This window comes from Candidatus Leptovillus gracilis, from assembly GCA_016716065.1.
Lineage (GTDB): Bacteria > Chloroflexota > Anaerolineae > Promineifilales > Promineifilaceae > Leptovillus > Leptovillus gracilis.
This window is the reverse complement of record JADJXA010000004.1, coordinates 88635-112291: the sequence shown is the minus strand read 5'-3', so window position 1 is coordinate 112291 and position 23657 is coordinate 88635. Positions and strand designations below refer to the sequence as shown.

20 protein-coding genes and 1 tRNA gene are annotated in these 23657 nt (G+C 55.3%); 6 read left to right on the top strand and 15 right to left on the bottom strand.

Features of this window, described 5'->3' with window-relative positions:
* The first annotated feature begins 105 nt into the window (after positions 1-105).
* Positions 106-1617 carry an ImmA/IrrE family metallo-endopeptidase gene (locus tag IPM39_13240; protein MBK8987020.1) on the top strand — a complete coding sequence of 504 codons (1512 nt, stop codon included), beginning with the start codon at positions 106-108 and terminating at the stop codon, positions 1615-1617.
* 140 nt (positions 1618-1757) lie between these two features.
* On the opposite strand, the gene rpiA is transcribed toward IPM39_13240, so the two are convergent.
* The 4 genes from rpiA to IPM39_13220 all read right to left on the bottom strand — a co-directional run bounded on the left by rpiA (position 1758) and on the right by IPM39_13220 (position 8200).
* A complete protein-coding gene (gene rpiA / locus IPM39_13235; GenBank protein ID MBK8987019.1) occupies positions 1758-2465 on the bottom strand; it encodes a ribose-5-phosphate isomerase RpiA in 708 nt (235 codons plus the stop codon).
* 19 nt (positions 2466-2484) lie between these two features.
* On the bottom strand, positions 2485-4002 hold the full coding sequence (locus IPM39_13230) for an NAD(P)H-hydrate epimerase (protein MBK8987018.1): 1518 nt from the start codon (positions 4000-4002) through the stop codon (positions 2485-2487).
* A 170-nt stretch (positions 4003-4172) separates the two neighbouring features.
* Positions 4173-6167 carry a glycogen debranching enzyme family protein gene (locus IPM39_13225; protein MBK8987017.1) on the bottom strand — a complete coding sequence of 665 codons (1995 nt, stop codon included), beginning with the start codon at positions 6165-6167 and terminating at the stop codon, positions 4173-4175.
* Between the two features lie 200 nt (positions 6168-6367).
* Positions 6368-8200, bottom strand: a complete 1833-nt coding sequence (locus IPM39_13220) for a PAS domain-containing protein (GenBank protein ID MBK8987016.1) — start codon at positions 8198-8200, stop codon at positions 6368-6370.
* A gap of 281 nt (positions 8201-8481) precedes the next feature.
* On the opposite strand from IPM39_13220, the gene IPM39_13215 reads away from it, so the two are divergent.
* The 4 genes from IPM39_13215 (at position 8482) to IPM39_13200 (ending at position 11448) form a co-directional block, all read left to right on the top strand.
* Complete coding sequence (locus tag IPM39_13215; protein ID MBK8987015.1) at positions 8482-9324, top strand: alpha/beta hydrolase; 843 nt, start codon at positions 8482-8484, stop codon at positions 9322-9324.
* Positions 9325-9461: 137 nt separating this feature from the next.
* On the top strand, positions 9462-9824 hold the full coding sequence (gene folB / locus IPM39_13210) for a dihydroneopterin aldolase (protein ID MBK8987014.1): 363 nt from the start codon (positions 9462-9464) through the stop codon (positions 9822-9824).
* A gap of 146 nt (positions 9825-9970) precedes the next feature.
* Complete coding sequence (gene folK / locus IPM39_13205; protein MBK8987013.1) at positions 9971-10507, top strand: 2-amino-4-hydroxy-6-hydroxymethyldihydropteridine diphosphokinase; 537 nt, start codon at positions 9971-9973, stop codon at positions 10505-10507.
* Between the two features lie 14 nt (positions 10508-10521).
* Complete coding sequence (locus tag IPM39_13200) at positions 10522-11448, top strand: zinc ribbon domain-containing protein (GenBank protein MBK8987012.1); 927 nt, start codon at positions 10522-10524, stop codon at positions 11446-11448.
* 73 nt (positions 11449-11521) lie between these two features.
* Here the strand turns inward: IPM39_13200 and IPM39_13195 are convergent, their stop codons facing one another.
* The 7 genes from IPM39_13195 to IPM39_13165 form a co-directional block, all read right to left on the bottom strand.
* Positions 11522-12376 carry a cytochrome c gene (locus tag IPM39_13195; GenBank protein MBK8987011.1) on the bottom strand — a complete coding sequence of 285 codons (855 nt, stop codon included), beginning with the start codon at positions 12374-12376 and terminating at the stop codon, positions 11522-11524.
* A gap of 75 nt (positions 12377-12451) precedes the next feature.
* The gene (locus tag IPM39_13190) at positions 12452-14107 is read right to left on the bottom strand and encodes a cytochrome bc complex cytochrome b subunit (GenBank protein ID MBK8987010.1); all 1656 of its coding nucleotides are present in this window, start codon (positions 14105-14107) and stop codon (positions 12452-12454) included.
* A 93-nt stretch (positions 14108-14200) separates the two neighbouring features.
* A complete protein-coding gene (locus IPM39_13185; protein MBK8987009.1) occupies positions 14201-14677 on the bottom strand; it encodes a ubiquinol-cytochrome c reductase iron-sulfur subunit in 477 nt (158 codons plus the stop codon).
* Positions 14678-15082: 405 nt separating this feature from the next.
* Positions 15083-15156: transfer RNA gene (locus tag IPM39_13180), tRNA-Val, on the bottom strand.
* A gap of 140 nt (positions 15157-15296) precedes the next feature.
* Entirely contained in the window at positions 15297-15851 is a 555-nt protein-coding gene (locus IPM39_13175) for a dCTP deaminase (GenBank protein ID MBK8987008.1), read from the bottom strand.
* A gap of 33 nt (positions 15852-15884) precedes the next feature.
* A complete protein-coding gene (locus IPM39_13170) occupies positions 15885-17546 on the bottom strand; it encodes an arginine--tRNA ligase (protein ID MBK8987007.1) in 1662 nt (553 codons plus the stop codon).
* Between the two features lie 139 nt (positions 17547-17685).
* Positions 17686-18831 (bottom strand): glycosyltransferase family 4 protein, encoded by a 1146-nt coding sequence (locus IPM39_13165; protein MBK8987006.1) that lies wholly within the window; start codon positions 18829-18831, stop codon positions 17686-17688.
* Between the two features lie 186 nt (positions 18832-19017).
* Here IPM39_13165 and IPM39_13160 point away from each other — a divergent pair, with 186 nt between their 5' ends.
* Positions 19018-19635 carry a redox-sensing transcriptional repressor Rex gene (locus IPM39_13160; GenBank protein ID MBK8987005.1) on the top strand — a complete coding sequence of 206 codons (618 nt, stop codon included), beginning with the start codon at positions 19018-19020 and terminating at the stop codon, positions 19633-19635.
* 104 nt (positions 19636-19739) lie between these two features.
* Here the strand turns inward: IPM39_13160 and IPM39_13155 are convergent, their stop codons facing one another.
* The 4 genes from IPM39_13155 to atpG form a co-directional block, all read right to left on the bottom strand.
* Positions 19740-20753, bottom strand: coding sequence for a rod shape-determining protein (locus tag IPM39_13155; protein ID MBK8987004.1), 1014 nt, complete (start codon positions 20751-20753; stop codon positions 19740-19742).
* A 12-nt stretch (positions 20754-20765) separates the two neighbouring features.
* Positions 20766-21224: a F0F1 ATP synthase subunit epsilon gene (locus tag IPM39_13150; protein ID MBK8987003.1), complete on the bottom strand. Its 459-nt coding sequence runs from the start codon at positions 21222-21224 to the stop codon at positions 20766-20768.
* 97 nt (positions 21225-21321) lie between these two features.
* Complete coding sequence (gene atpD / locus IPM39_13145) at positions 21322-22716, bottom strand: F0F1 ATP synthase subunit beta (GenBank protein MBK8987002.1); 1395 nt, start codon at positions 22714-22716, stop codon at positions 21322-21324.
* Positions 22717-22728: 12 nt separating this feature from the next.
* A complete protein-coding gene (atpG, locus tag IPM39_13140) occupies positions 22729-23625 on the bottom strand; it encodes an ATP synthase F1 subunit gamma (GenBank protein MBK8987001.1) in 897 nt (298 codons plus the stop codon).
* Positions 23626-23657 lie beyond the last annotated feature (32 nt).

Below are 23657 nucleotides of genomic sequence, written 5' to 3'. Positions count from 1 at the left end.
CTAAACGTGAAATCTAGTATAATCGGGAAAAAATTCTTGTCAACCTTTTAATAGGTCTCAAACTTGGCAGGTTGCCCTAAACCGGCCAATTCTAAGGAAAGCCGTATGAATCCCAATCTAATCAACATCATCTTCGGCATGAAAGTGCGCCAGGCGCGCACGGAAAATGGGCTGACGCTGTCTGAATTTGCCGCCCAGTGTGATCTTTCCCCCTCTTACGTTACTGAAATTGAAAAAGGGCGCAAATATCCCCGCGCCGACAAGATCATGAAAATCGCCGAGACGTTGGGCAAAGAGTACGACGATCTGGTCTCCATCAAACTGGCCCCTTCACTGACTTACCTGGAATCCACGCTGTCGTCTACCATCCTGCAAAAGTTCCCGTTTGGCGAATTTGGTCTGGAAACGGGCGACCTGGTGAATCTGCTCACTCGTGAACCAGAGCGGGCCAGCGCCCTGCTGCACGCCATTTTGGAGATGATTCGGCGTTATGATATGAAGGAAGAGGATTTTCTGCGCGCCGCGCTGCGCTCTTACCAGGAGATTCACGAGAATTATTTTCAAGATGTAGAGGACGCGGCAGCGGCGTTTACACGCCAATTTGCCGCGACCTATCACTTGGGGCAAAACACGCCCATCAGCCAAACCACGTTGGAGCAAATGTTGCAGAGCGTCTATGACTACAAGCTGGATTACACGACTCTCGCCGATGACGCGCAGTTGGCAGCGTTTCGGTCGGTTTTGGCGCCGGGGCGGCCCAGGCGGCTGCTGATGAACGGCCGTCTCTATCCCCGCCAGATTAAATTTTTGCTCGCCAGAGAACTGGGCTACCGCTATTTAGACATCAAAGAACGCTCACGCACCTCCACGCCGGAAGCCGTCAACTCCTTCCAACAACTGCTTAACGACTTTCGCGCCGCCTATTTCGGCGGCGCACTGCTGATGCCCCGCGCCAGAGTATTGGCCGACCTGGAGACGTTCTTCGCCCAGCCCACCTGGAACCCACAGCCATTGGTAGATATGTTGGTCCATTACGACGTAACGCCAGAGATGCTCTTATATCGCTTTAGCGAACTGATTCCGCAGCACTTTGGCCTGCAAATCCACTTTTTGCGTTACCACCATCAGGATGGCGACGAGTATCGCCTGATGAAACATTTGAACATGAATGACTTCACGCTGCCGGGTGGCCCGACGTTACAAGAACATTACTGCCGGCGCTGGTTGTCGGTGCGGCTGCTGCGGGAGATGGCTGAACGGCAGGCGGCCGGCGACAATAATCGTTTCCCACCACCGGCCGTCCATATTCAGCGCTTTCTTAATTCAGAAGAGCGGTATCTGGCGTTTGGTTTTGCCCGGTCGTTGGTCTTGTCGCCAGGGGTGAACAGCAGCGTGACGGTGGGCTTCCGCCTGACGACGGGCGTAGAGCGTATCATCCGCTTTGTAGACGACCCGGCCATCCCCCACGTGGTGGTGAACGAGACGTGCGAACGCTGCCCGCTGACGGCCGAGGAATGCCAGGTACGCGCCGCACCACCGCGCATTTTGGAAGCAGAAAAGGAGCAACTGGCGCGTCAATCCGCCCTAAATCGGGTCATCGCTCAGATTCGGAGTTGAGGGGTAGCAGCCGTAAACCGTTATCCGTAGTCCGTGACTCGTTTTCCGTTGGCATTTGTCAGAGTTAGCGCCCTGCGCAATACCGGTCACAAAGCGGTCGTGCCACAACATTACGGAATACGGAATACCGATTACATGTACTATGACACAGGTTGCAGCAGCGTAAGGCCATCAGTATCGGCAACGATGGCCAGGGAGGCCAGGCCCAAGAAGAGGCCATGTTCCACCACGCCGGGGCAGGCAATGATGGTTTGGGCCAGGGCAGCCGGATCGGTTATGCCGCCTGGGAAGGCGCAGTCTAAAATGTAATTCCCTTCATCGGTGAGAAACGGCCGTTCCCCACCCCCTCGTGCCAATCGCAGCGTCGGCTGCGCCCCCAGCGAACAGAGAAAATCGTAGACCGGCCGCCGGGCAAAGCGGATCACCTCCACCGGCAGCGGGGCCAGCGTACCCAATTGGGCCACCACTTTACGCGCCTCGCCGACGATGATCATTTGCCGGGAAGCGGTGGCGACGATCTTTTCGCGCAGCAGTGCGCCGCCCAATCCTTTGATCAGCGCCAGGTTGGGGTCTATTTCGTCCGCGCCGTCTATGGTCAGGTCTAGAACAGGGTGGTCATCGAAGGTGGTCAGGGGGATGCCGGCTTCTTGGGCGTCGCGGGCTGTTTGTTCGGAGGTGGGGATGCCGTAGATGTGGTGTAAACGGCCGTCTTGTAACATCTGTCCGATGGCTCTGGTGGCGTATACGGCCGTGCTGCCCGTGCCCAAACCCACCACCATGCCCGACGCCACAAATTCAGCCGCCTTCTCCCCAGCCATCCGCTTCAGTTCAGCCGCCTCTCGACTCATTGCTCAACCCCCATCACCATCACGCCAACCGAATAATGTCGTCTTCGGCAAAAACAGGTCCAACGTTCAGTTCCAACTTCGGCCCGGCGTACAGGTCCGGCGGTACGCCAATATCCGCCAAGTACAATTCACCCACCACCCCCTCGCCCGTTTCGTGGCGCAGTCCTTCTTTGGGCAAAGCCAGGGTCATGGTCGCCGAGGCGCGAATAGCGGGATTGTACACTTTGCCGGTGGTCGTATCCAACCCGGAGGGCACGTCCAGGCTGAGGATCGGCACATTCTGGACGTTGGCCCAGCGAATGAATTGGGCAGCAGCACCGCGGGGGGCGTCGGCCAGGTTATAGCCTATCAGGGCGTCTATGATTAAATCCACCCCCAACAAACCGGTCAACACCATTCCCGCGCCAATCGTCACCGGCAGGCCCATGCGCCGTAAGATTTCCAGTTGATGCGCCGGGACCCCGGTATACGCCTCATCGGGATTGGTAATAAAGACGTGGACACGCGCGCCCCAATTGTGCAGACGGCGGGCGCAGACCAACCCGCCGCCGCCGTTACCGCCGCGCCCGGCCAGGACAACAACCATCTGCCCGCGAGGATCGCTGTTGAGAAAACGCCGACGGGCCAGGTGGGCCAGATTCCGGCCGGCGTTTTCCATCATTTGCAGCAGGTCTATGCGGTAATCCTCGATCATCGCCCGGTCCACTTCGATCATTTGCGGCGTATCTACAGAGGGAATACCGCCGATGGGCGGCAGGGGTTTGGTATTGTCGCGCCGTTCGCTGGCGGTGCGCCACAACTCATAGCGGCTGGCTGGGGCGTGGGAAATCCAGCGGCTGAAGGTTTCGCGGTCGAACGCCAGGAGTTTCACCGGCGTGATGGCGCGCACGCTGGCGGTACGTTTGCTGCCTTCCAGCAGGCCAATCTCGCCGAAGTAATTGCCGCTGTCCAGCCGGGTGATGGGTGTGTCGCCGGTTTGGGGCAAGTGGTGAAAGACTTCGACGGTCCCTTCGACGATGATGTAATACTGGTCAGCCGGGTCGCCCTGGCGAATGATGATGTCGCCGGGTGCGTAGTGTTGCTGCCCGGCCATGGCGGGCGTGGCGGCTTGCAAGATTTCGGTGGCGGTGGGCACGGCCGTATGCTCTTCCTCGGTAAATCGGTCAACTGCATCCACTGGCTGCAATTCACCCGCCAGGGTCAGCCGTTCTTGCATCACGGCGTCTACTTCGTCGCGGCTAACCTGGGAGCTGCTCAACCAGCGCTCGAAGGTGTCGTGGCCCATAGACATGACCTGCACATCGGTTTTGGCCCGGACAGTGGCAATGCGTTTGGCCTTTTTGAGCAAGCCAATCTCGCCAAAGTAAGAGCCTTCACCCATGCGGTCTATGACAATTTCGTAACCGGCGGCATAATGACGCACAATCTCTACCTCACCGGCGGTGATGATATAGAACTTTTCGGGAATGTCTCCCTGGCGGATGATGTCTGTGCCGGCCGGATATTGTTCCGGACCGAATTTGGGTTTTGCTTCCATGGTTGGTTGATTCGTTGATTGGTTGGTCGGGGTCAGCAAACCAACCAACTCTGAAACTATGTATCCGTTCAGCCCCCTTGCCCTCTCCCCAACCCTCTCCCAGAGGGAGAGGGAGCAAGTTCCCCTCCCCTTTGGGGGAGGGTTAGGGAGGGGGGTGAACGCTTACGAGACTATTCCCTGTTTTCTGTCAGCTGCCAGACGCGCAGTAGTTCGGCGACGCTCCAGGCCTGGGCAATGCAGCCGCGGGGAGTGAAGGGGGGATCGCCATCGAATATTTCGCTGATGCTGCCGACGCCGTGATCCACCATATGTTGGATTAACGGCCGTAGAAAAGTGCGCGCCATTTCGCCATCATTATACACGCGAAGGTGCGCGGTTACGAAAGGCCCCATCAGCCAGCCCCAGACTGTGCCCTGGTGGTAAGCGCTGTCACGCTTGAGTTGGTCGCCGCCGTAATGGCCGACATAGGCTTTGTCATCGGGTGACAGGCTGCGCAGGCCATGGGCTGTGAGCAGATGGCGAGCGCAGGCGTCTACCACGGAGCGCTGCTGCTCCGGCGTCAGCGGGCTGTGGGACAGCGAGATGGCAAATAACTGGTTGGGGCGCAGTTTGCCATCGTGGCCGTCTGGCCCATCCACAATGTCGTAGCAGTAGCCCATTTTTTTGTTCCAAAAACGTTGAAAGCCGGTCTGTACTTTCTGGGCGAGCGCCTGATATTCGTCAGGTTCCAGCCCCAGGGCCTGAGAAAATTCGGCCATGCTCATGAGGGCGTTGTACCACAGGGCGCTGATTTCTACCGGCTTGCCAATGCGGTCGGTGACGACCCAGGCGCCGATTTTGGCGTCCATCCAGGTGAGCTGAATGCCTTCTTCACCGGCGTACAGCAGGCCATCGGCCGGATCCATGGCGATGTTGTAGCGGGTTCCCCGGCGATGCCAGCGAATGATGTCCTCGATAACCGGGTATAGTTCGCGCAGCAGGTCGAGGTCGCTGGTGGCCTGGAAGTAGGCGCGCACAGCCTGGATGTACCAGAGGGTGGCGTCTACGGTATTGTATTCGGGATGTTCGCCAACATCGGGAAAGCGGTTAGGGATCATGCCCTGGTCTACAAATTGGGCGTAGGTGCGCAGGATGCTGGCGGCGATTTCTGGTCGGTGGGTGTTGAGGGTAAGGCCGGGCAGGGCGATCATGGTGTCGCGGCCCCAGTCGCTGAACCAATGGTAGCCGGCGATGATGGAACGGCCGTCTGCATCTCGATTCGTCGGGCGTTTGACGATAAATTGGTCGGCTGCCAGGACCAGTTGTTGCACAGCGGGTGATTCAGCCATCACGCCGGCGCGTTCCAGCAGCGCCTGTTCGTAGGCGCGGCGTTGGGCATAGGCGGCGTCGCCGTCCAGGTTGGGCGCGTCTGACGTGCTGGCGACAATGGTCCACGATTCGCCCGGCTGCAACGTCTTGCGCAGCAGGGCGGCGTAGAGATGGTCATCCTGCACATCATTTTGTCCCCGGTACTCTTCAATGCTGAGGTAAAAATCTTCATACCAATCGCCCTGGGGCTGAATGTCGCCAGCGGCGCTGAGCAGGTAGAAGGGGATGAGGTTGGGGGCAAATTGAATGGCGACGCCCTGGGCTACGGGGGTAATGTCGGCGTCCCAATTGTCCATGTTGGTTGTGCTGTGGTAGTCGCGGTAGTTGGTAAACGCTTTGGCTTCCAATGTCAGGGGGCCGGTTGCCCGGACGAGTTTGTATTGAATGTAGGTGGTGTTGGCTCCGGGCTGCATCCAGATGCGTTTTTCTAGCAGGGCGTTGGCAATGGCGAAGGTCCAGACGGGGGTAGTGCCTTCCAGATGGAAACGGTTCAAGTGGCGGTAGCCGTTGGGTTTGCTGCTGGCGCCTTCGCCCCAGCGATTGTTGAAGAGGGGGTAGAATCGGCCGCTGTCCGGGTAGATGCCATCGTATTCGGCCGTTTCGTCCAGTTTGGTTAACAGCAGGGTACGTCCCAGAGGGGGCTGTAAAGCGGCCAGAAGGTAGCCATGATAGCGGCGGGTAAGATGGCCGGCAATGGACCCAGAGGCAAAGCCGCCAATGCCGTTGGTGACCAACCATTCTCGTGTTTCGGCCACGGCCAGTTTGCCGCACACTTCACGTCCAAAGTCAAACATAATCGTCTTCACTCCTTATCAAATTTAGCTATCTGGCGGTTTGGGATGGACAGACCACACAGTTTTACTGTTTTGAAATTGAAGACGTATATCTTACGCAGGGGTCTGGTTTTAGGCAAATTGGCGGTAGGCAGACAAAAAGAGAGCTGGCAGGTCAAGGCAGGCCGGCCAGCTCTGGGCAAAACTGAGGGAAATGAATGGGGTTAACGGCCTACGATCACTATTTCCGGGTGCGGCTGAGCGAAACGGGGGCCGTGAAACGGTTTGTGAATTTCGGGGGCTACGGCCGTTTCCAGCTTCAAGTCTTTGTAGGCGGTGGGGGCAATGGGCAGGGAAAAGGTGAAGGTGACGCCTTGTTCCAGGTTGTTGCTGGCCCAGATTTGCTCGCCGTGCGCGGCCAGGGCCATGTGGCAAAAGGCCAAACCCAGGCCGCTGCCGCTCTCTTTGTGGCTGCCAGTGACAAATTTGTCGAAGACCGTCTGGGCCAGTTCGGGCGATAGCCCTGGCCCGTCGTCGCTGACCGAGATTTCCAGGTGGGTTTTACCTTTGGCGATGTCCGGCACGGCAACGGCCGTTACCTGAATGACGCCGCCAATCGGTGAGAATTTCAGGCTGTTATCGAGCAGGTTTTGCAGAATCCGTTCCAACAGGCCGGCGTCTACCCACGCGCGCGGCAGGTCTGGCGCCGCGGTTGCCTGGATGTGGATTTGCTTTTCAGCGGCATGGGCCATCTGACAGGCGACGACTTGTTCAATCATGGCCGCCAGGGATACGGCCGTGCGATTGACCGGAATGCCCCCCTCTTCCAGACGGCTGACGTCTAAGATGTTATTAACCAGATGCAGCACTTTTTCGGTGCTGGAAAGCGTCATATCTACCAGGTGTTGGTTATCCGGCGAAGCGGCGTCTATTTCCAACCCACCGCGCAGCATTTGCAAGGCAAACAGGGAATTGCTGATGGGCGAGCGTAAGTCGTGGACCATAGAGCGAGTCAGGTCTTCGCGCAGCGCTTCGGTTTGTTTGCGTTGGGTGATATCGTGCAAAGTAACCAGATTGGTAGACGGCAGTTTGCGCCAATCCATTAGTGGCGAGATGTGCGCTTCGTAATATCGTGTGCCTTCCTGGCTCAGGCGTACCAGATCATGCGGTTTTTCGGCATCGAATTTACATTGGACCGCCAGTTCTGGCCAGACGGCCGTTAACGGGCGATTGATCAGATCGGGATACGGCCGTTGCAAAATATCGGCTGCCGCCAGGTTGGCGTCTACAATTTTCTGGCTGTGGTCCACCACCAACACGCCATCTGCCAGATTGTTCAGAATAACGTGTTGGGCCAACGGCGTCTTATCAACATAATAGAGCCGCAGCGCATAATAGGCCACCATGATCCCACTCAAGGCAAACGCCAGAGGCATCAGGTTAACAACATTAAGCCTGGCAACATGCAGCGCCAGTCCGAACCAGGGCAGCGATAACCCCACAACCAGATTAAATGCCTGCCGTGAGTGCAGCGAAGCAATTTCGTAGCGATGGCTGGTCATAATCAGTAAGGAACCAATCAGGTAACAGCCATACAAAAACAGATAGCTGATCCAATACCAGGCCCCTGGGTCAAAGGTCATCAGGGTCTGACCACCTGAGGTGTTCATTTGGATGTTGCGCCAAAACAACCCGTGCGTTTGGCTGGTCAGAACCAGGAAAAAAGTCATCAGGGAAAACAAGGCGGGAAAGAGGAGGCGCTGAGGGATTTGTTTGGCCGTCCAGCCGCTATATTGCAGCGTGAACCCAACCCAGGCGACAGGGAGAATGACGATGCCAATGTATTGAAATCTAAGCCAGGCCAATTTGCCAGGCAGATCTGGGCTGAGAATGTGCAGCAGGAAAGCCAGCGCCCATTGGGTAATAGACAGCATGGCAATGGCGAAAAGGACAGAACCAGGGACGGGTCGTCTTTTCCAGGCGTAGAGGGCAATGGTGGTGGAAGCAGCGGCAGCGAACAGTAACAATAAGCTAAAAGTTGTCAGGTACCAATACATGTTTTTGCTCTCAGTTCTTTCCTTAGAATCTACACACTACAAGTTGGGACTATAAGGATTCACATCTTATTGTATTTTTCCACAAATTTTCGTCTATGGTACATATCGGCTTAGTTCTTTGGTACTACCTGAAAAGGCGAGTATCATCGTGACTATATTCGCAGAGGTCATCATCTGACATTTTTGGCAGCTACTAACCCTGTTACCTGAGCTTGTCGAAGGCAACAGGGGCTACTAACGGGCTTCGACAAGCTCAGCCATCGATAAAGTGGAGTCTAACCATGCAGCACCAAGAAGGTACATTTAACGGCAGCGGGGGCCTGGGCCTCTATTATCAATCCTGGCAGCCAGACGGTCCGACGCAAGCGGTGGTTATCATCGTGCATGGGCATGGAGAACACAGCGGCCGTTACAAAAATGTGGTCACGCATCTGGTCCCGCAGGGCTTTGCGCTGTATGGACTGGATCACCGGGGGCACGGCCGTTCGCCCGGCCAGCGCGGTTATGTCAATAACATGGCTGATTTTCGCGGTGACGTGGGCGCCCTGGTGCAGTTGACCGCCGCCAGCCACCCTGGCCTGCCCCGCTTCATCTACGGGCACAGCCTGGGCGGATTGATCGGTCTGGACTATATCATGCGCCAGCCGGAAGGGCTGCGCGGCGCCATCATCTCTGCGCCGGCGGTGGGCAGCGTGGGCGTGGCGGCCATTTTGCTGCAAGTCAGCCGCGTCCTCTCGCGGGTATGGCCGACATTTGGGCTGGAAACCGGCCTGGACGTGAACGCCATCTCGCGTGACCCAGAAGAAGTGAAGGCGTATCAACGTGACCCACTGGTTCACGGCAAGGGCACGGCGCGACTGGCGACAGAGGTGATGGACACAGCGACCTGGTGCCAGGGCAATGCCCACACCTTGCGCCTGCCGCTGCTGCTGATTCATGGCACGGCCGACGCCATCACTTCCCCGGCCGACTCCCGCCGCTTTTTCGACAATGCCGCCTCACCCGACAAAACATACATCGCCTACGACGGCGGCTACCACGAATCGCACAACGATATTCATCATCAGCAAGTGGTGGCAGACCTGTCGGCCTGGCTGCTGGAACGGGTAAACAAGTCAGCATGAACGCACCAAATTAAGTGAACCATTAACAATCCAATTGACAGGACAGATGTATACAGGCAAAGGTGATAATCTGTCATTTTTGTCACCTTGTCAGATGTTACCTTGTCACCTTGTCAGGTATAAACGGAGCAAACAATATGGACAAGATCATCATTCGCAATTTGCTGCTGCGCGGTATTATTGGCATTAATCCCGACGAGCGCGTTAACAAGCAGGATATTCTCATCAACATGGTTATCTTCGCCGACATCCATCGGGCGGCCGCCTCCGATGACATTGCCGATGCAGTGAATTACAAAAGCATCACCAAGCGGATCATCCAACACGTCGAAGAATCATCCGACTTCCTGGTGGAGAAGTTGGTCAGCGATCTGGCGCAATTAGTCATCAGCGAATTTGGCGTGGAGCGGGTGCAGGTACGGCTAGAAAAACCGGGGGCGCTGCGCTTCGCCGAATCGGTCGGCATTGAAATCGAACGCACGCGCGCTGATTTTATGTAAAATCAGGTAACTACTAACCCTGTCTGGATTGAACCGCGGAGAGTGCGGAGGACGCGGAGGTGCGTCCAGAGAAATCTCTGCGTTCTCCGCACCTCTGCGGTTAGTAGGTACAAAATCAGAGTGATTGGGTTGGTTGGTGACTGACGATGAATCGTGTTGTTTTGACTTTGGGTTCCAACATAGACAAAGAGCATAATTTGCCGGCGGCGGTCGCCTTGCTGCGGCAGATGAGCCAGGTAACGGCCGTTGCCACCGTTTATGAAACCGCGCCCATGGGTTTGGTGGCGCAGCCAAACTTTTTCAACACGGCCGTTCTCCTCCAAACCCCCCTTTCCCCGGCGCAAATCAAAGACGACCTCATCGCCGGCATCGAAATAGCCCTGAAGCGGGTGCGCCAGGCCGACAAAAACGCGCCGCGCACCATAGACCTGGACCTGGCCCTGTACAACGACAGCGTGCTGGATTATGTGGCGGCCGACGGCCGTATCCGCCACCTGCCCGACCCCGACATCCTCACATTTGCCCACGTCGCCATGCCCATTGCCGACCTGCTGCCAAACCTACCCCACCCGGAAACCGGCGAATGGTTGGCAGCCATTGCCGTCCGGCTGCGCGCTGCTCTGGGCAAAAATGCGATCTGGCCTCGATCAGACATCCAATTCCCATCAGATGCTCCCCCCTAAAACGAGAATGTATTATGAAAAAAACTGGTTACTCCCTCCTCATTGGACTGCTCATGTTCGCCCTTGTGATGACGGCGCGCGCCCAGACGCCGGTTGACACATTGCAGCAACTGGTTGTGGATTTTTGGCCCGATTATGATCAGCCCAATGTGCTGGTGCTGCTGACCGGCACATTGCCCGACGACACGCCCTTACCAGCGGAGGTTGTCCTGCCCCTGCCGGCCGAGGCCGTTATGCACGTAGCCGCCCGGATCACGCCGGATGACGTGATGATTGATGACATTGTTTATACCATTGAGGGCAATCAACTGCGGATAACGCTGCCCGAAACGCGCTTCAGGGTGGAGTATTACCTGCCGTATACGGCCGAAAACAACACGCGGTCTTTCACGTTTAACTGGTTGTCATCCATTTCTGTAGACGAGATGCTCACCGCTGTGCAGCAGCCTGTGGCGGCTGCGGCTCTGACAACACAGCCTACAGCCGCAAACGTGACCCAAAGTCCCACTGATGGGTTTGTGTATCATACGTTCCCCGCCCAGGCTGTGCCCGCCGGAAAACCCCTGACCGCCAGTTTTGCCTACACCATGAGCAATCCACCGCGGCTTTCGGTGGAGGGTGTGCCGCTGGTGGGTAATGGGGCAGCGGCCGTTTCGACCCCAGACCCTTCGGCGGCAGCCACTAACTCCCCCGTTAACTGGATACTGCTGCTCAGCGTGGCGGCTATCGTCACCTCCGCCGTCGCCCTAACCTGGGTAATCGCCACGCAGCGCGCCCAAACAAAGGTACGTAAGCCTCAGCCTATCCGCCGGGCTGCAGAAAAACCAGATACGGCCGTTACCGCAAAACCCGCCGCCCGTTTTTGTCATCAGTGCGGTGAGCCTCTCAGAGTAGAAGATAGATTTTGCCGTCAATGTGGAACGGCCGTGAAAAGCAAATAAACCAAGTAACCCACAACAAAAAACCCGACAGTCGCCGGGTTTTTTGTTGCTGTGTCAAAGGGGTGGTACCTATCTATTGCTCCAGAAGTTGGAGATAAGCAAAAATATCTACCATATCGCCAGGGCTAACCGCCATCCGGTCCGGGAAGTTAGCTGGCATGGCGCTCGGCGGGCCGCTGCAAGGTCCGTTCGGGCACTCCGGCGCAATAAAATCGCTGGGGTGCAAAATGGATTCGTATATATACTGCAATGCTGTCTTCCCTTCAATACGAGTGGCCGCCACTTCGCCGATATTAGCCATATCTGGCCCCACTGCCGCCACAACACCTTCGTCGGGTATGCCATGGCAGCCAGTGCAGCCATAAGACAAGAACAATGCCTTACCATTTTCAGCGCTGCTATCGGGGAATGCCACCAACAAATCATCCACGCTGTCCGGCCATTCAAAGCGGATCACTTCACCGCTGCACAGTTCAACTGTTTCGTAGTTCAAGACATACGAGACGATGTTGCGAACCTGATCATCCCGCAAGGGGCCGCCAAACTGTTCCGACCACGTTGGCATTTCTGTACCCGCGCGCCCTGAAGAAATGGTACTGCGAATGAAGGCTTCTTTGGTACCTTGCCAATTCAGGGCAATCATCCGGTCCGAGATGTCGCCACATAACAGCGCCCGGTAATTCAGCGGCAAACCAATGCAGCCAATTTGCGCGCCAGTCCCTAAATCATAACACTCTTCTGCCAGGCCGTTCACGCCGTGGCAGTTGGAGCAGTTGGCCTGATATAGGTGCGCGCCGGTCTCAATGGAACGGCCTTGTTCAGCCAGCGTAAAACGCTCCAGGCGTGTGGGTTCGCGCAGGGCCGCGTATCCAAATATAACCATTGTTAGCATGAAAGCTATGGTTCCAATCGCAACTTTTATTTGCATGGGGGCTTATCCTTTTGAGTCATGCTTGCCGGCTGCTGCAAAGCCGCCGGTAAAAACCCGGCGCTTTTTCGCTGGTTAGCAGGATTTATTGATGAAAGAGCATTCCTCTTCATAGTTCGCATTTTCATGACGATAACCAACCCAATCCAGGTTGTACAGGTACTCATCTGTATTTTCAGGATTAAGCGCATCAATATGAATAACCATTCTCACCAGACCCTCCTGGGCTTGCTCAATGGTCAGGGTGGCATAGGGGTCGGGCATTCGATGGTCTTCTGCTTCACACGTTTCCAGACCCACTCCACCTATTGTCGTACCAGGGAAATTGGTGCAGCTGTGCTTTACCATCAGGTCATTAAACACTTGCAGCCCATAAGTCAGGTGCGGGTTATCTGCCACAACCTGTCCCGGTAAATATTGGCCTTCCCATAAATATTCCGGGGGAATACCCAACAAGACGCTTACCCCTTCTTCCGGCAGCAGCTTGGTTGCCACCTCCAGATCAGATGACGACTGTACACGATATCTGGGCGTGCCCATCCAGTTGGAAACCATCATAAAGGCAATGAAGAGCATGGAAACACTAAGCCCTACGCGCCGGTCGGCGTAGCGGCGGCTCTTGCCCACCTCAAAATAAGGCATGACGATGAAAATAACCATCAACAGCGGGATAAAGCCGATAACTACGGTTTTGGGCGCTAATTTCAACCAACCCTGAGACCAGGAGAGATACCAGGGGGCCACTACGTGCAGCGGCGTCACCACCGGATCAGCATGGTGTTCCAGCGGCGCGTCCCAGAACCAAAGAGAGCCGGCGACCAGGAACAGAGTTAAGAGGGCAGTCCACATCACTTCGCTGGTCATGATGTCGGGAATGAAGTAAGTACGCTCATTTTTGGGGATGCGTTTGGCAGTGTCTTCGCCCACTTCTTCACGGCCAGGAGGCAGCGAGAAGCCATGCAGAACAACTTTGTAATAATGGACAAAGAAGAAAATAGCCAACAGCAGCGGCATTAATAACACATGGAGCAGGTACCAGCGCAGTAAACCACCTGCCCCCAATGAAGGCCCACCCTGGAGAATGAGTAGGACGTTTTGGTTAACTACAGGCGGAGCCGGCGCCGATTCCGCCCCGGAAATAAAGACGGTCAACGCCCAATAGGCCAATTGGTCCCAGGGCAGCAAATAGCCGCTGAAACTAAGCATCAGGGTTAACACCAGCAAGATCATGCCGGTGGCCCAGGTGAATTGTCGTGGTTTTTTATAACTGCCGGTGACAAAGGTTCGCAGCATGTGCAGCGCGACAACCAGGACCATCACTTCAGCGCCCAGGCGGTGCATGTTGCGCATCAACTGACCCAGAGGGACATTGGCCATGATATTCCACATATTGCTGTAGGCCACCAGGGGGCTGGGCGTGTAGAAAATCATCAGGAAAATGCCGGTGATTGTTTCCCAGACAAACATAAAGGTGGATAACCAACCTAGATGGAAGGTGGGGTACACGCGGGTGATTTCGTTGTGGTAGAAGCTGGGGCGGATGTGCAGCCAAAAACCATCAGCGTGGGGACGCAGTCGGGGATTGGGGCGACGAGGTTCGTCGCCACGCAAAGCAGAACGGATATCACCGATATTCATCCCGGCGGTGATGCGTTCTACAACTTCATCGCTCTTGGCAACGAAGGCTTGTTTCAACCCCATTTCTTTAACTTGATCATAAAAAGTAGCCATAGACTATCTCCTTCTCCGAACCTGTAGCGCACACAAATCAAAAGCCTTCGGTAACATTGTGTCGGACAATTTCACCGAAGGCGGAAGGTTTTTTTATGGGCAGTTACCGGCAAAGTCACAAAGCAAGGGTTCCGAGAGACCCAGTTTTCGGTCGCCGGTATCTACGCGAATGAAGGCTGTATCGGCCGGGAGAACAAGCGGTGCATAGAAATTGTCCACCAATTCTGCTTCGGCCAGAACAGTTGTTTTGTCTTCAGCGACGGCGTATACCTTAAACCTGTCTAAAGCACGGGGGGCGGGGGATTCGATACGACGGCCGTCTAGCCGGTATTTAGACCCATGACAGGGACATTCAAAACGGTCGTTTGAATTTGTCCAGGTATAAATGCAGCCCAGGTGGGTACAAACTTTGTAAATAGCCGCCACGCCGACTATGGGTTGGCTCTCATCCGAGGCAAGATACATCCGATTATTGGCTTGATTGGTGTCCAGATTGACTAACCAGAAACGGCCGTCAGCAAAATTGTTCGGCGCAGCATTAATCTCTGGCAGATCTGCCAACGTTTTCATGAAAGAACCACCAAACTCCCCTTCACGGAACCGGGGAATCATGAACCAGATCAAAATCCCGCTGGCCTGAGCAGTCAACAAAACCATGGATGCCCCCCAGATATAATATAGGAATTCACGCCTTGTTATTCCACTACCAGCCACATTTGCATCTACTGCTGCTTCGGCCATAAGAACATTCTCCTCACTCAAAATCTATTTTTCGTACCTTGCAAAGACACTGCCATTCCCGGCAGACTTTAAGTTCACTTTTTATATACTTTTGTCAAGGTTTTTATGTACTTTTTATCACAATCGGATTATAACAAAATGTAAAGGCATATCAAGGATTATGAGCAATCCTCTTGGCTTCAATATGGAATGGTTGTGTATTAGAGATGCCTCCTCGCTGGCACAAGGATGAATTGGGCGCTGAGGGACTCGAACCCCCGACCTCTTCGGTGTAAACGAAGCGCTCTAACCAACTGAGCTAAGCGCCCTGACAATCGGAATTATAACGATACGCCGACAAGAAGCAAAGGCCAAAACAATGACAGTATTCAGTGGCAGTCTGCGCAAACAACACCGACTGATTGCGGGTTACTGAACACCGAACACTGTTATAGGCGCTGTCCACCCTCTAAATACGCGGCAGCATAATGCTTTGTTGGTTCTGATACTTGCCTTTGCGATCAGCGTAGGATGTCTCGCAGACCTCATCTGATTGGAAGAACAATACCTGAGCAATACCTTCCCCGGCATAAATGCGGGCCGGCAGCGGTGTTGTATTGGAAATTTCTAGTGTGACATATCCTTCCCATTCCGGTTCAAACGGCGTCACGTTGACAATCAAGCCACAACGAGCATAGGTAGATTTACCGACGCAAATGGTCAGGACGTCACGCGGAATACGGAAGTATTCCATTGTCTGGGCCAACACAAAAGAGTTCGGCGGGATCACGCAGATGTCACCCTGAAAATCAACAAAGGATTTGGGATTGAAATGCTTGGGGTCTACCACAGCCGAATGCACGTTGGTAAATATCTTAAACTCATTGCTGACGCGAATGTCATAGCCATATGAAGACAACCCATACGAAATGACCCCATCCCGTACCTGTCCATCCACAAACGGCTCAATCATTCTCTGTTCCTGAGCCATACGCCTTATCCAACTATCTGATTTGATTGCCATATAAAATCCCTTATGTAAATAATTATGGTGGTCCTACATGACTTCCGGTGTACTCATGCCCATCAGGTTTAACACAACAGCAAAAAGCTGCTGCGCTGCCCGGTAGAAACGTAAGCGCGCCAACCGCAATGGCTCCGGGACCTCGGAATGCAGCACCCGACAGGTTTCATAGGTGGGATGGAACAGAGAAGCCAACTCGTAGGCGTAAAAAGTAATGTGGTGTGGTTCCGATTCTTTGACGATGAGTTCGATAATGTTGCTGAGTTCCAACGCTTTGCGCAAGAAGTTCAACTCGTTTTCATGGGTGAGCAGGCTCAAATCGGCGTCTTGATCCGCATTGGGGTCGTGGCCGGCGTCTACCCATTTGCGAAAAATACCGGCGCAGCGCACGTGGGCGTTTTGGATGTAGTAGACGGGGTTTTTGTCTGATTGCTCTACTGCCAGATCCATATCAAAGTCAATTGGGCTGTTGCCAGAGCGGGAGATCATAAAGTAGCGGATGGAATCTGCGCCCACTTCGTCTACCAATTCGTCGAGGGTGACAAATTCACCGGCGCGGGTACTCATCTTCACCAGTTCGCCGCCACGGTAGAGGTAGACAATCTGGTGCAGGACAGTACGGACAAAGCTGGTATCGTAGCCAAGCGCCTGAACGCCCATCAATACCTGGGGCGCTGTGGCGTGGTGGTCAGGGCCAAAGATGTCCACGACCAGGTCAAAACCACGTTGGGCTTTGTCCCAATGATAGGCGATGTCGGGCATGCGGTAGGTTGGTTCGCCGGTGGATTTGACCAGGACCCGGTCTTTGTCATCGCCAAACGCGGTGGTGCGGAACCATTGGGCGTCATCCTTTTGGTAGACATAACCACGTTCTTGCAAAATATTCAGCGTTTCCCAGACACGGCCGTTTTCATACAAACTCTGCTCACGAAAATAGACGTCAAATTCAATGTTGATGCGCTTGAGGCTCTCCTTCTGGCTGGCAGAGATGCGCTTTTGCGCATAATCGGCAAAGAAGTCAACTGCTTCGTCACGCAGGTCAGCCCCGCGCGCTGTCAGCAGTTCTTGGGCAATGCCCCAAATGTAATCCCCTTTGTAATGCTCTTCGCCGAGGGTGACATCTTCACCGAGAAGCTGCAAGTAGCGAATTTTGGTGGATTCGCCCAGCAGCATCACCTGGCGGCCGGCATCGTTGTAGTAATATTCCAGAGTCACGTCGTAACCGGCGGCGTGCATGATGCGCGCCAGGGTGTCACCCATCACACCGCCGCGGGTGCGGCCAATGTGAATGGGACCGGTGGGGTTGGCGCTGACGCATTCCACCTGCGCTTTTTGGCCGTCGCCGAGGGTGATACGGCCGTATTCCAAACCGGCCGCCAAAATCTCCTCCACCTGTCCCTGCAAAAACGTCGTCGCTATCCGCAGATTAATAAAGCCGGGTGGCGCAACCGTCACCTCGCTCACGTAAGACAGCGGCGGCAAATGCGCGGCAATCACCTGGGCAATGTTCAGCGGCGCCATACGCGCCAATTTAGCCAACCGCAGGGCAATCGGCGTCGCATAGTCTCCGAAAACCGCTTCACGCGGCTTCTCGATCAAAATTTCCGGTATCACAAAGGCCGGCAGCGCACCGGCCGCCTGCGCGTTTTCAATGGCCGCCTGAACTACCACGGCTAATTGCGTATCAAGTCTCATCCAACGTATCCTTTTCCATACTTGACAAGGTGACATCTGACAAGACGACAAAACTGTCAGATAATAACCTTTGCGAGTATAACAGAGTCGGGGCATTTTAATGCGCCTGGGCGGGCGAGGCAAATAGCGGTGCAGCGCCTCACTTCCCGGTCAGCGCGTGATCGTATACCAAAAGCGTTTCTGTGGCCGTTTTTTCCCAGGAGAAAGCAGCCGCCTGCTGGATGCTTTTTTGGCGTAAGTCGGCCGCCAGATTCTCCTGAACGATGGTGGCGATGATCGCCCCGGCCATGCCGCGCGCATCGTCCGGGTCTACGACGAAGCCGGCTTCGCCGACAACCTCTGGCAGCGAGGTGCTGCTGCTGGTGACAACGGCCGTGCCGCAAGCCATCGCCTCCAACACCGGCAGCCCAAACCCTTCGCGGCGGCTGGGAAAAACAAAGGTCTCCGCATTACGATACAGAACCGGCTTGTCTTCTTCGTCCACAAAGCCAATCCAGCGCGTGTATTCGGCAATGCGCAATTTTTGTATGTAAGCGTCGTAATCGGGATAGACGGCGGAAACGGCCGTTGGTTTTTTTCCCGCCAACACCAAAGGGTATTCCTGCCCCAACGCCTGCCCCACATAGGTCCAGGCCAGCAGCAGGGTCGTTACATTTTTATGAATCTCATACCCGCCCAGGTAGAGTACATAAAAGTCAGGCAAATCATATTTGCGTAAGACAGCCATGTCTACCAGGCTGTTTTCTTTGGCGGTGTACTGCGGACCGGCGGCCAGGTGAACGGCCGTTACCCGTTCCGCCGCTATCCCCAAATGGGTCACAATCTCTGCCTTACTCGCCCGCGAATCGGTCATGATGTGGTTCGCGCCGCGCGCGCTGGCGCTGACCAGAGCATTGTACAGCCGCGCTTTGGCGCTGCGCCGATATTCAGGCACAAGCAGCGTCGTCAGATCATGGACTGTCACCACCAACGGCAGCGGCGATTGCAGCGGCCCACCCCAATACGGCACGTGGGCGATGGTCCCGCCCACTTCCCGGCAGGCTGCCGGAAACTGCCGCTGCTCGAACCACACCTTGCCTGCGTGTCCAGGACGCGCCGCCACCTTTTTCAGACGCACGCTGGGCGGCACATCTTGCGGCTCAGAATCACCGGGGAAATGGGGCACAACCAGCGTGATTTCCAGGTCAGATACCATCCGATTGAGATAGTAGACCAGATTTCGGGTATATTGCCCGCTGCCGACAAACGGCCGTTGCCAAAAATAACCATTTACAACAAGATGCATACACTAACCTTTTCGCCAGGGCAGCCCTGGGTCACGTTTACACTCCTCAGTCAGCTCATTGTAGAGAATAGCCGAAAGGCAGCCAAATAAAAAGACAAAAATCCCTTCGGTTGCGAGGCCATTTTCGTTATGCTACAATTGTGAAAACTTCCACGAATAACGGCGGCGCCCAGAGGAAATTCACCTGTGTCTCAAATCCCAGATATCGTCATCGGACGACTCCCAATTTATCTGCGTGAACTTCGTCGGCTGTTGCTTGAAGAAGGCAAACACACCACCTCATCCTATGAACTGGGCAAGCGGTTAGGCATCAGTTCCGCCCAAATCCGCAAAGACCTTTCTCATTTTGGCGAATTTGGCAAACAAGGAACCGGCTATCACATCAATTACCTGGTCGAGCAGCTGCAACAAATCCTCCACCTCACCCAGGAATGGCCGGTAGCCATTGTCGGCGCGGGCTATCTGGGCCACGCCCTGGTCCACTACAATGGCTTTCAGCATCGGGGTTTCCACATCCGCTGGCTATTCGACAACGATCCGGCCAAAATCGGCCAGGAAATGAGCGGCCTCGTCGTCCAGTCAATTACCGAGCTAGAAGAAACAATTCAACGCGAACAGGTGAAAATTGCTATCCTGGCCGTACCCATCAAAGCGGTGCAGGATATCACCGATATTCTAGTCGCCTCTGGCGTGAAAGCGATTCTAAGCTACGTTCCCGCCCATCTCAACGTCCCGTCCGATGTACAGGTCAGTTACAGCGATCCCGTCGTCCAAATGCAGCGTATGACTTTTTATCTGGAATAAGCTGTGGCGCTTTAGCCAATGGCAAAACGAGAGCATGACAGCACACATAAAAGGCCGCATGATTTATGCGGCCTTTTGTTTTTGATTGGTTCCTGGCGAATGGTTTAGAGATCAGGAATGCTGCGCTGCAAAATGGGCAGTTCGGCCAATGCTTTGCCCGCGCCAATGACGGTGCAGGCAATGGGATTGTCGGCCACGTAGGCCGGCACGCCGGTTTCCCTGGTAAGCAGCGTGTCCAATTCGCGCAAAAGCGCCCCGCCGCCGGTCAGCGCCATACCCCGATCAATAATATCTGAAGAAAGTTCCGGGGGCGTCTTCGCCAGCACAGCGCGCACCACGTTGACGATAGCCGCCAGGGGTTCGCTGAGGGCCTCGACAACTTCGCCGGAACGAATGGTGATTGTTTTGGGCAGACCAGCAATCTGGTCGCGCCCCTGTACTTGCATTTCCATTTCATTGTCCAGGGGCATGGCCGCGCCGATTTTGATTTTGATGGCTTCGGCCGTCGGTTCGCCAATAATCAGGTTGTACTTCTTACGCACATAAGCGATGATCGCTTCGTCCAAATGAACACCGCCCACGCGCACTGACTCGGCGCAGACAATGCCGTTCATTGAACACACGGCCGCCTCTGTGGACCCACCACCCAAATTCACCACCATGTTGCCGGTCGGCGTGCCGATGGGCAATCCGGCGCCAATCGCTGCCGCCAACGGTTCGGGGATCAGATGGGCCGGCGGGCGGGCGCCGGCGGCTACGGCCGCTTCTTTCACAGCGCGGCGTTCCACGCTGGTAACGCCGTAGGGCACGCTGATCATCACCACCGGTTTGCGCAAATGAAACCGCCCTGTTACCTTGCCGATGAAGTATTCCAGCATCCCCTGGGTGACAAAATAGTCGGCGATCACGCCATCGCGCAACGGCCGTATCACCTCTATTTCTTCTGGAGTACGGCCGTACATCTCCTTCGCCGCGCGCCCCACTTCCACAATCGTCGTCTTGTTTTCGTCTTCACGAATTGCCACCATGGACGGCTCTTGCAGCACAACACCCCGGCTTTGGTCAAACACCAAGACATTCACCGTACCCAGATCAATGGCAATATGAGGCGTAAAAATAGAAGCCACGAATTATCTTTCATCCTGGCGCATATCGCGCAAGTCGGTGGGCATAGCGCTGGACCGGCGGCGGCGCTGCGCCACATTCAGGCGAATCTGCGCCCGCTGCAGCGAGGCCCGAATCTGTGCATAACGTTCTGGATCATCCGGCACGCCTTCGGTCATCATTTTTTCGGCCCGCTGCCGCGCCGCCAATGCCCGCTGAATGTCAATCTCTTCCACATGTTCCGCCGAATCGGCCAGGATGATCACTTTTGTCGGTTGAACCTCGGCAAAACCACCACCAACCGCAAAATACTGCTCTTCGCCGCCCTGCCGCACAATGATCTCGCCGTAGCTTAACGTCGTCAACAGCGGCGTATGGTTCGGCAAAATACCCAACCGCCCTTCCGAACCGGGCAAATTAACCGCGTCCACTTCCCCGCTAAAAACGAGGCGCTCTTGGGTTACAATTTCGCACTGAATTGGCATCGTATCACCTGATAAAGAATAATGCGTGATGCGTCATGCGCCACTGAAACACGCATCACGGATCACGCATCACGTTTAACGCTGTTGGCAATGTCGCCTATGCTCCGGCGCGCAGGCGCTCCGCTTTGGCCACCGCCTGATCAATTGTACCGACCATGTAAAAGGCTTGTTCCGGCAGGTCGTCATGCTTACCATCCAGAATTTCGCGGAAACCACGCACTGTCTCATGGGTCGGCACGTATTGGCCTTCAAGTCCGTGGAACTTCTGCGCCACATACATCGGCTGACCCAGGAAACGTTCGATTTTACGCGCCCGCGCCACCAATAATTTCTGGTCCTCCGACAATTCGTCAATACCCAAAATGGCGATGATGTCTTGCAGATCGTTGTAGGTCTGCAAAACCTGTTTCACTTCGCGGGCGGTGCGGTAATGCTCTTCGCCCACGATACCTGGCTGAAGCGCGCGGCTGGAAGAAGCCAATGGGTCTACGGCCGGGAAAATACCTTTGGCAAACACGCCGCGATCCAACGTCAGGCTGGCGTCCAGATGGGCGAAGGTCGCCACCGGGGCCGGGTCGGAATAGTCGTCGGCCGGCACGTAAATGGCTTGCATAGAGGTGATGGAACCGGTCTTGGTGGAGGTGATGCGCTCTTGCAGCGCGCCCATCTCCGAAGCCAGGGTGGGTTGGTAGCCCACCGCGCTGGGCATACGCCCCAACAGCGCGGACATTTCGGAACCGGCCAATACGTAGCGGAAGATGTTGTCAATGAACAGCAGCACGTCGCGCCCCTGGTCGCGGAAATATTCAGCCATAGCCAGACCGGTCAAAGCCACGCGCAGGCGCACGCCAGGCGTTTCGTTCATCTGCCCAAAAACCATGGCCACAGAATCCATTACGCCGTATTCCTGCATTTCGTAATACAGGTCGGTCCCTTCACGGGTGCGTTCACCGACGCCGGCAAAGATAGATACGCCTTCATGTTCGCGGGCCACAGAGCGAATCAATTCGGCGATGGTGACGGTTTTACCCACGCCAGCGCCGCCGTAAATACCCGTCTTGCCACCCTTGATGAAGGGGGCAATAAGATCTACGACTTTCATGCCTGTTTCAAAGGTCTCTGCTTTGGTACTTTGGTCCTGAAACGTCGGTGCATCGCGGTGAATGGGATAATAAATCTCTGATTTGGGTGTTTCGCCGCCATCCACAGCTTCGCCGACCACGTCGAAGATGCGGCCCAGCGTAACCTCGCCAACCGGGACCATAATGGGGCTGCCGGTTCCAACAACGTCTACACCGCGGGATAGGCCATCGGTTGTGCCCATGGCCACGGTGCGGACCGCGCCGCCGCCCAACTGCTGCTGAACTTCTAGCACGAGACGGCCGTTTGGCCCCGCCACGTTCAATGCTTCATAAATTTCCGGCACGCTCCCTTCAGGGAAATTCACATCAACAACCACACCGCGTATGGCCGAAATCTTACCAGTAGCCATAAATTCCTCCAATTAGCCTTTGAGTGCTTCCGCGCCACCAACGATGTCCAGAATTTCACTGGTAATGCTCGCCTGACGCGCCTTGTTACGATCCAGGGTTAATATCTCAATCAATTCACCAGCGTTATCGGTGGCATTGTTCATCGCCACCATGCGCGCACTGTGCTCACTGGCTAATGCTTCTAAAACAGATTGATAAATCTGCAACTGTGTGAACCGGGGCACAATCACGTCTAACAACGCGGCGGGTTGTGGTTCATATAGATACACCCGGTCGGAAACGCCGCTGAGGTCTACCGTTTCGACGTACTCCGACACTGCCATACCCGCAAAGTCTAACGGCCGTAACGGGAGCAGCTGCTTCACCCGCGGCCGGCGCGTAATCAGATTCACAAAATCCGTATAGGCAATAAACACCTCGTCTACCACACCAGACAGATAATCATCCGTCACAACCTGGGCGATGGGCGTAATGTCCAGAATAGAAGGCGAGTCAGGGAGGCTTTCAAACGTCGCCACCACATTATAGCCCCGTCGAATCATCAGGTCGCGCCCTTTGCGGCCGACGGTAATCACCCGGCACGACAGCGGCAGCGCCCGAATAAATGCCTCCACCCGGTTGACAATGTTGGTGTTGTAAGCCCCGGCCAGCCCACGATCGCCGGTGATGAGAATAAGCGCCGAATTTTTAATCTCCGGCCGCGCTGTCAGCAGGGGATGCCCCACATCAGGCTGCGACGCCAGATTGTTCAAAATCTCAAACGCTTTGCCCGCGTAAGCCCGCGTTGCTTCCACCTGGCGTTGGGCGCGGCTGGCCTTAGAAGCCGACACCGCCGCCAGGGCGCTGGTCACTTGCGAGATATTCTTGATACTTTTGATTCGCTTGTTTAATTCGCGTTCAGTAGCCATACGTGTCTCCGGTGTTGGCGCACAATGGGGCA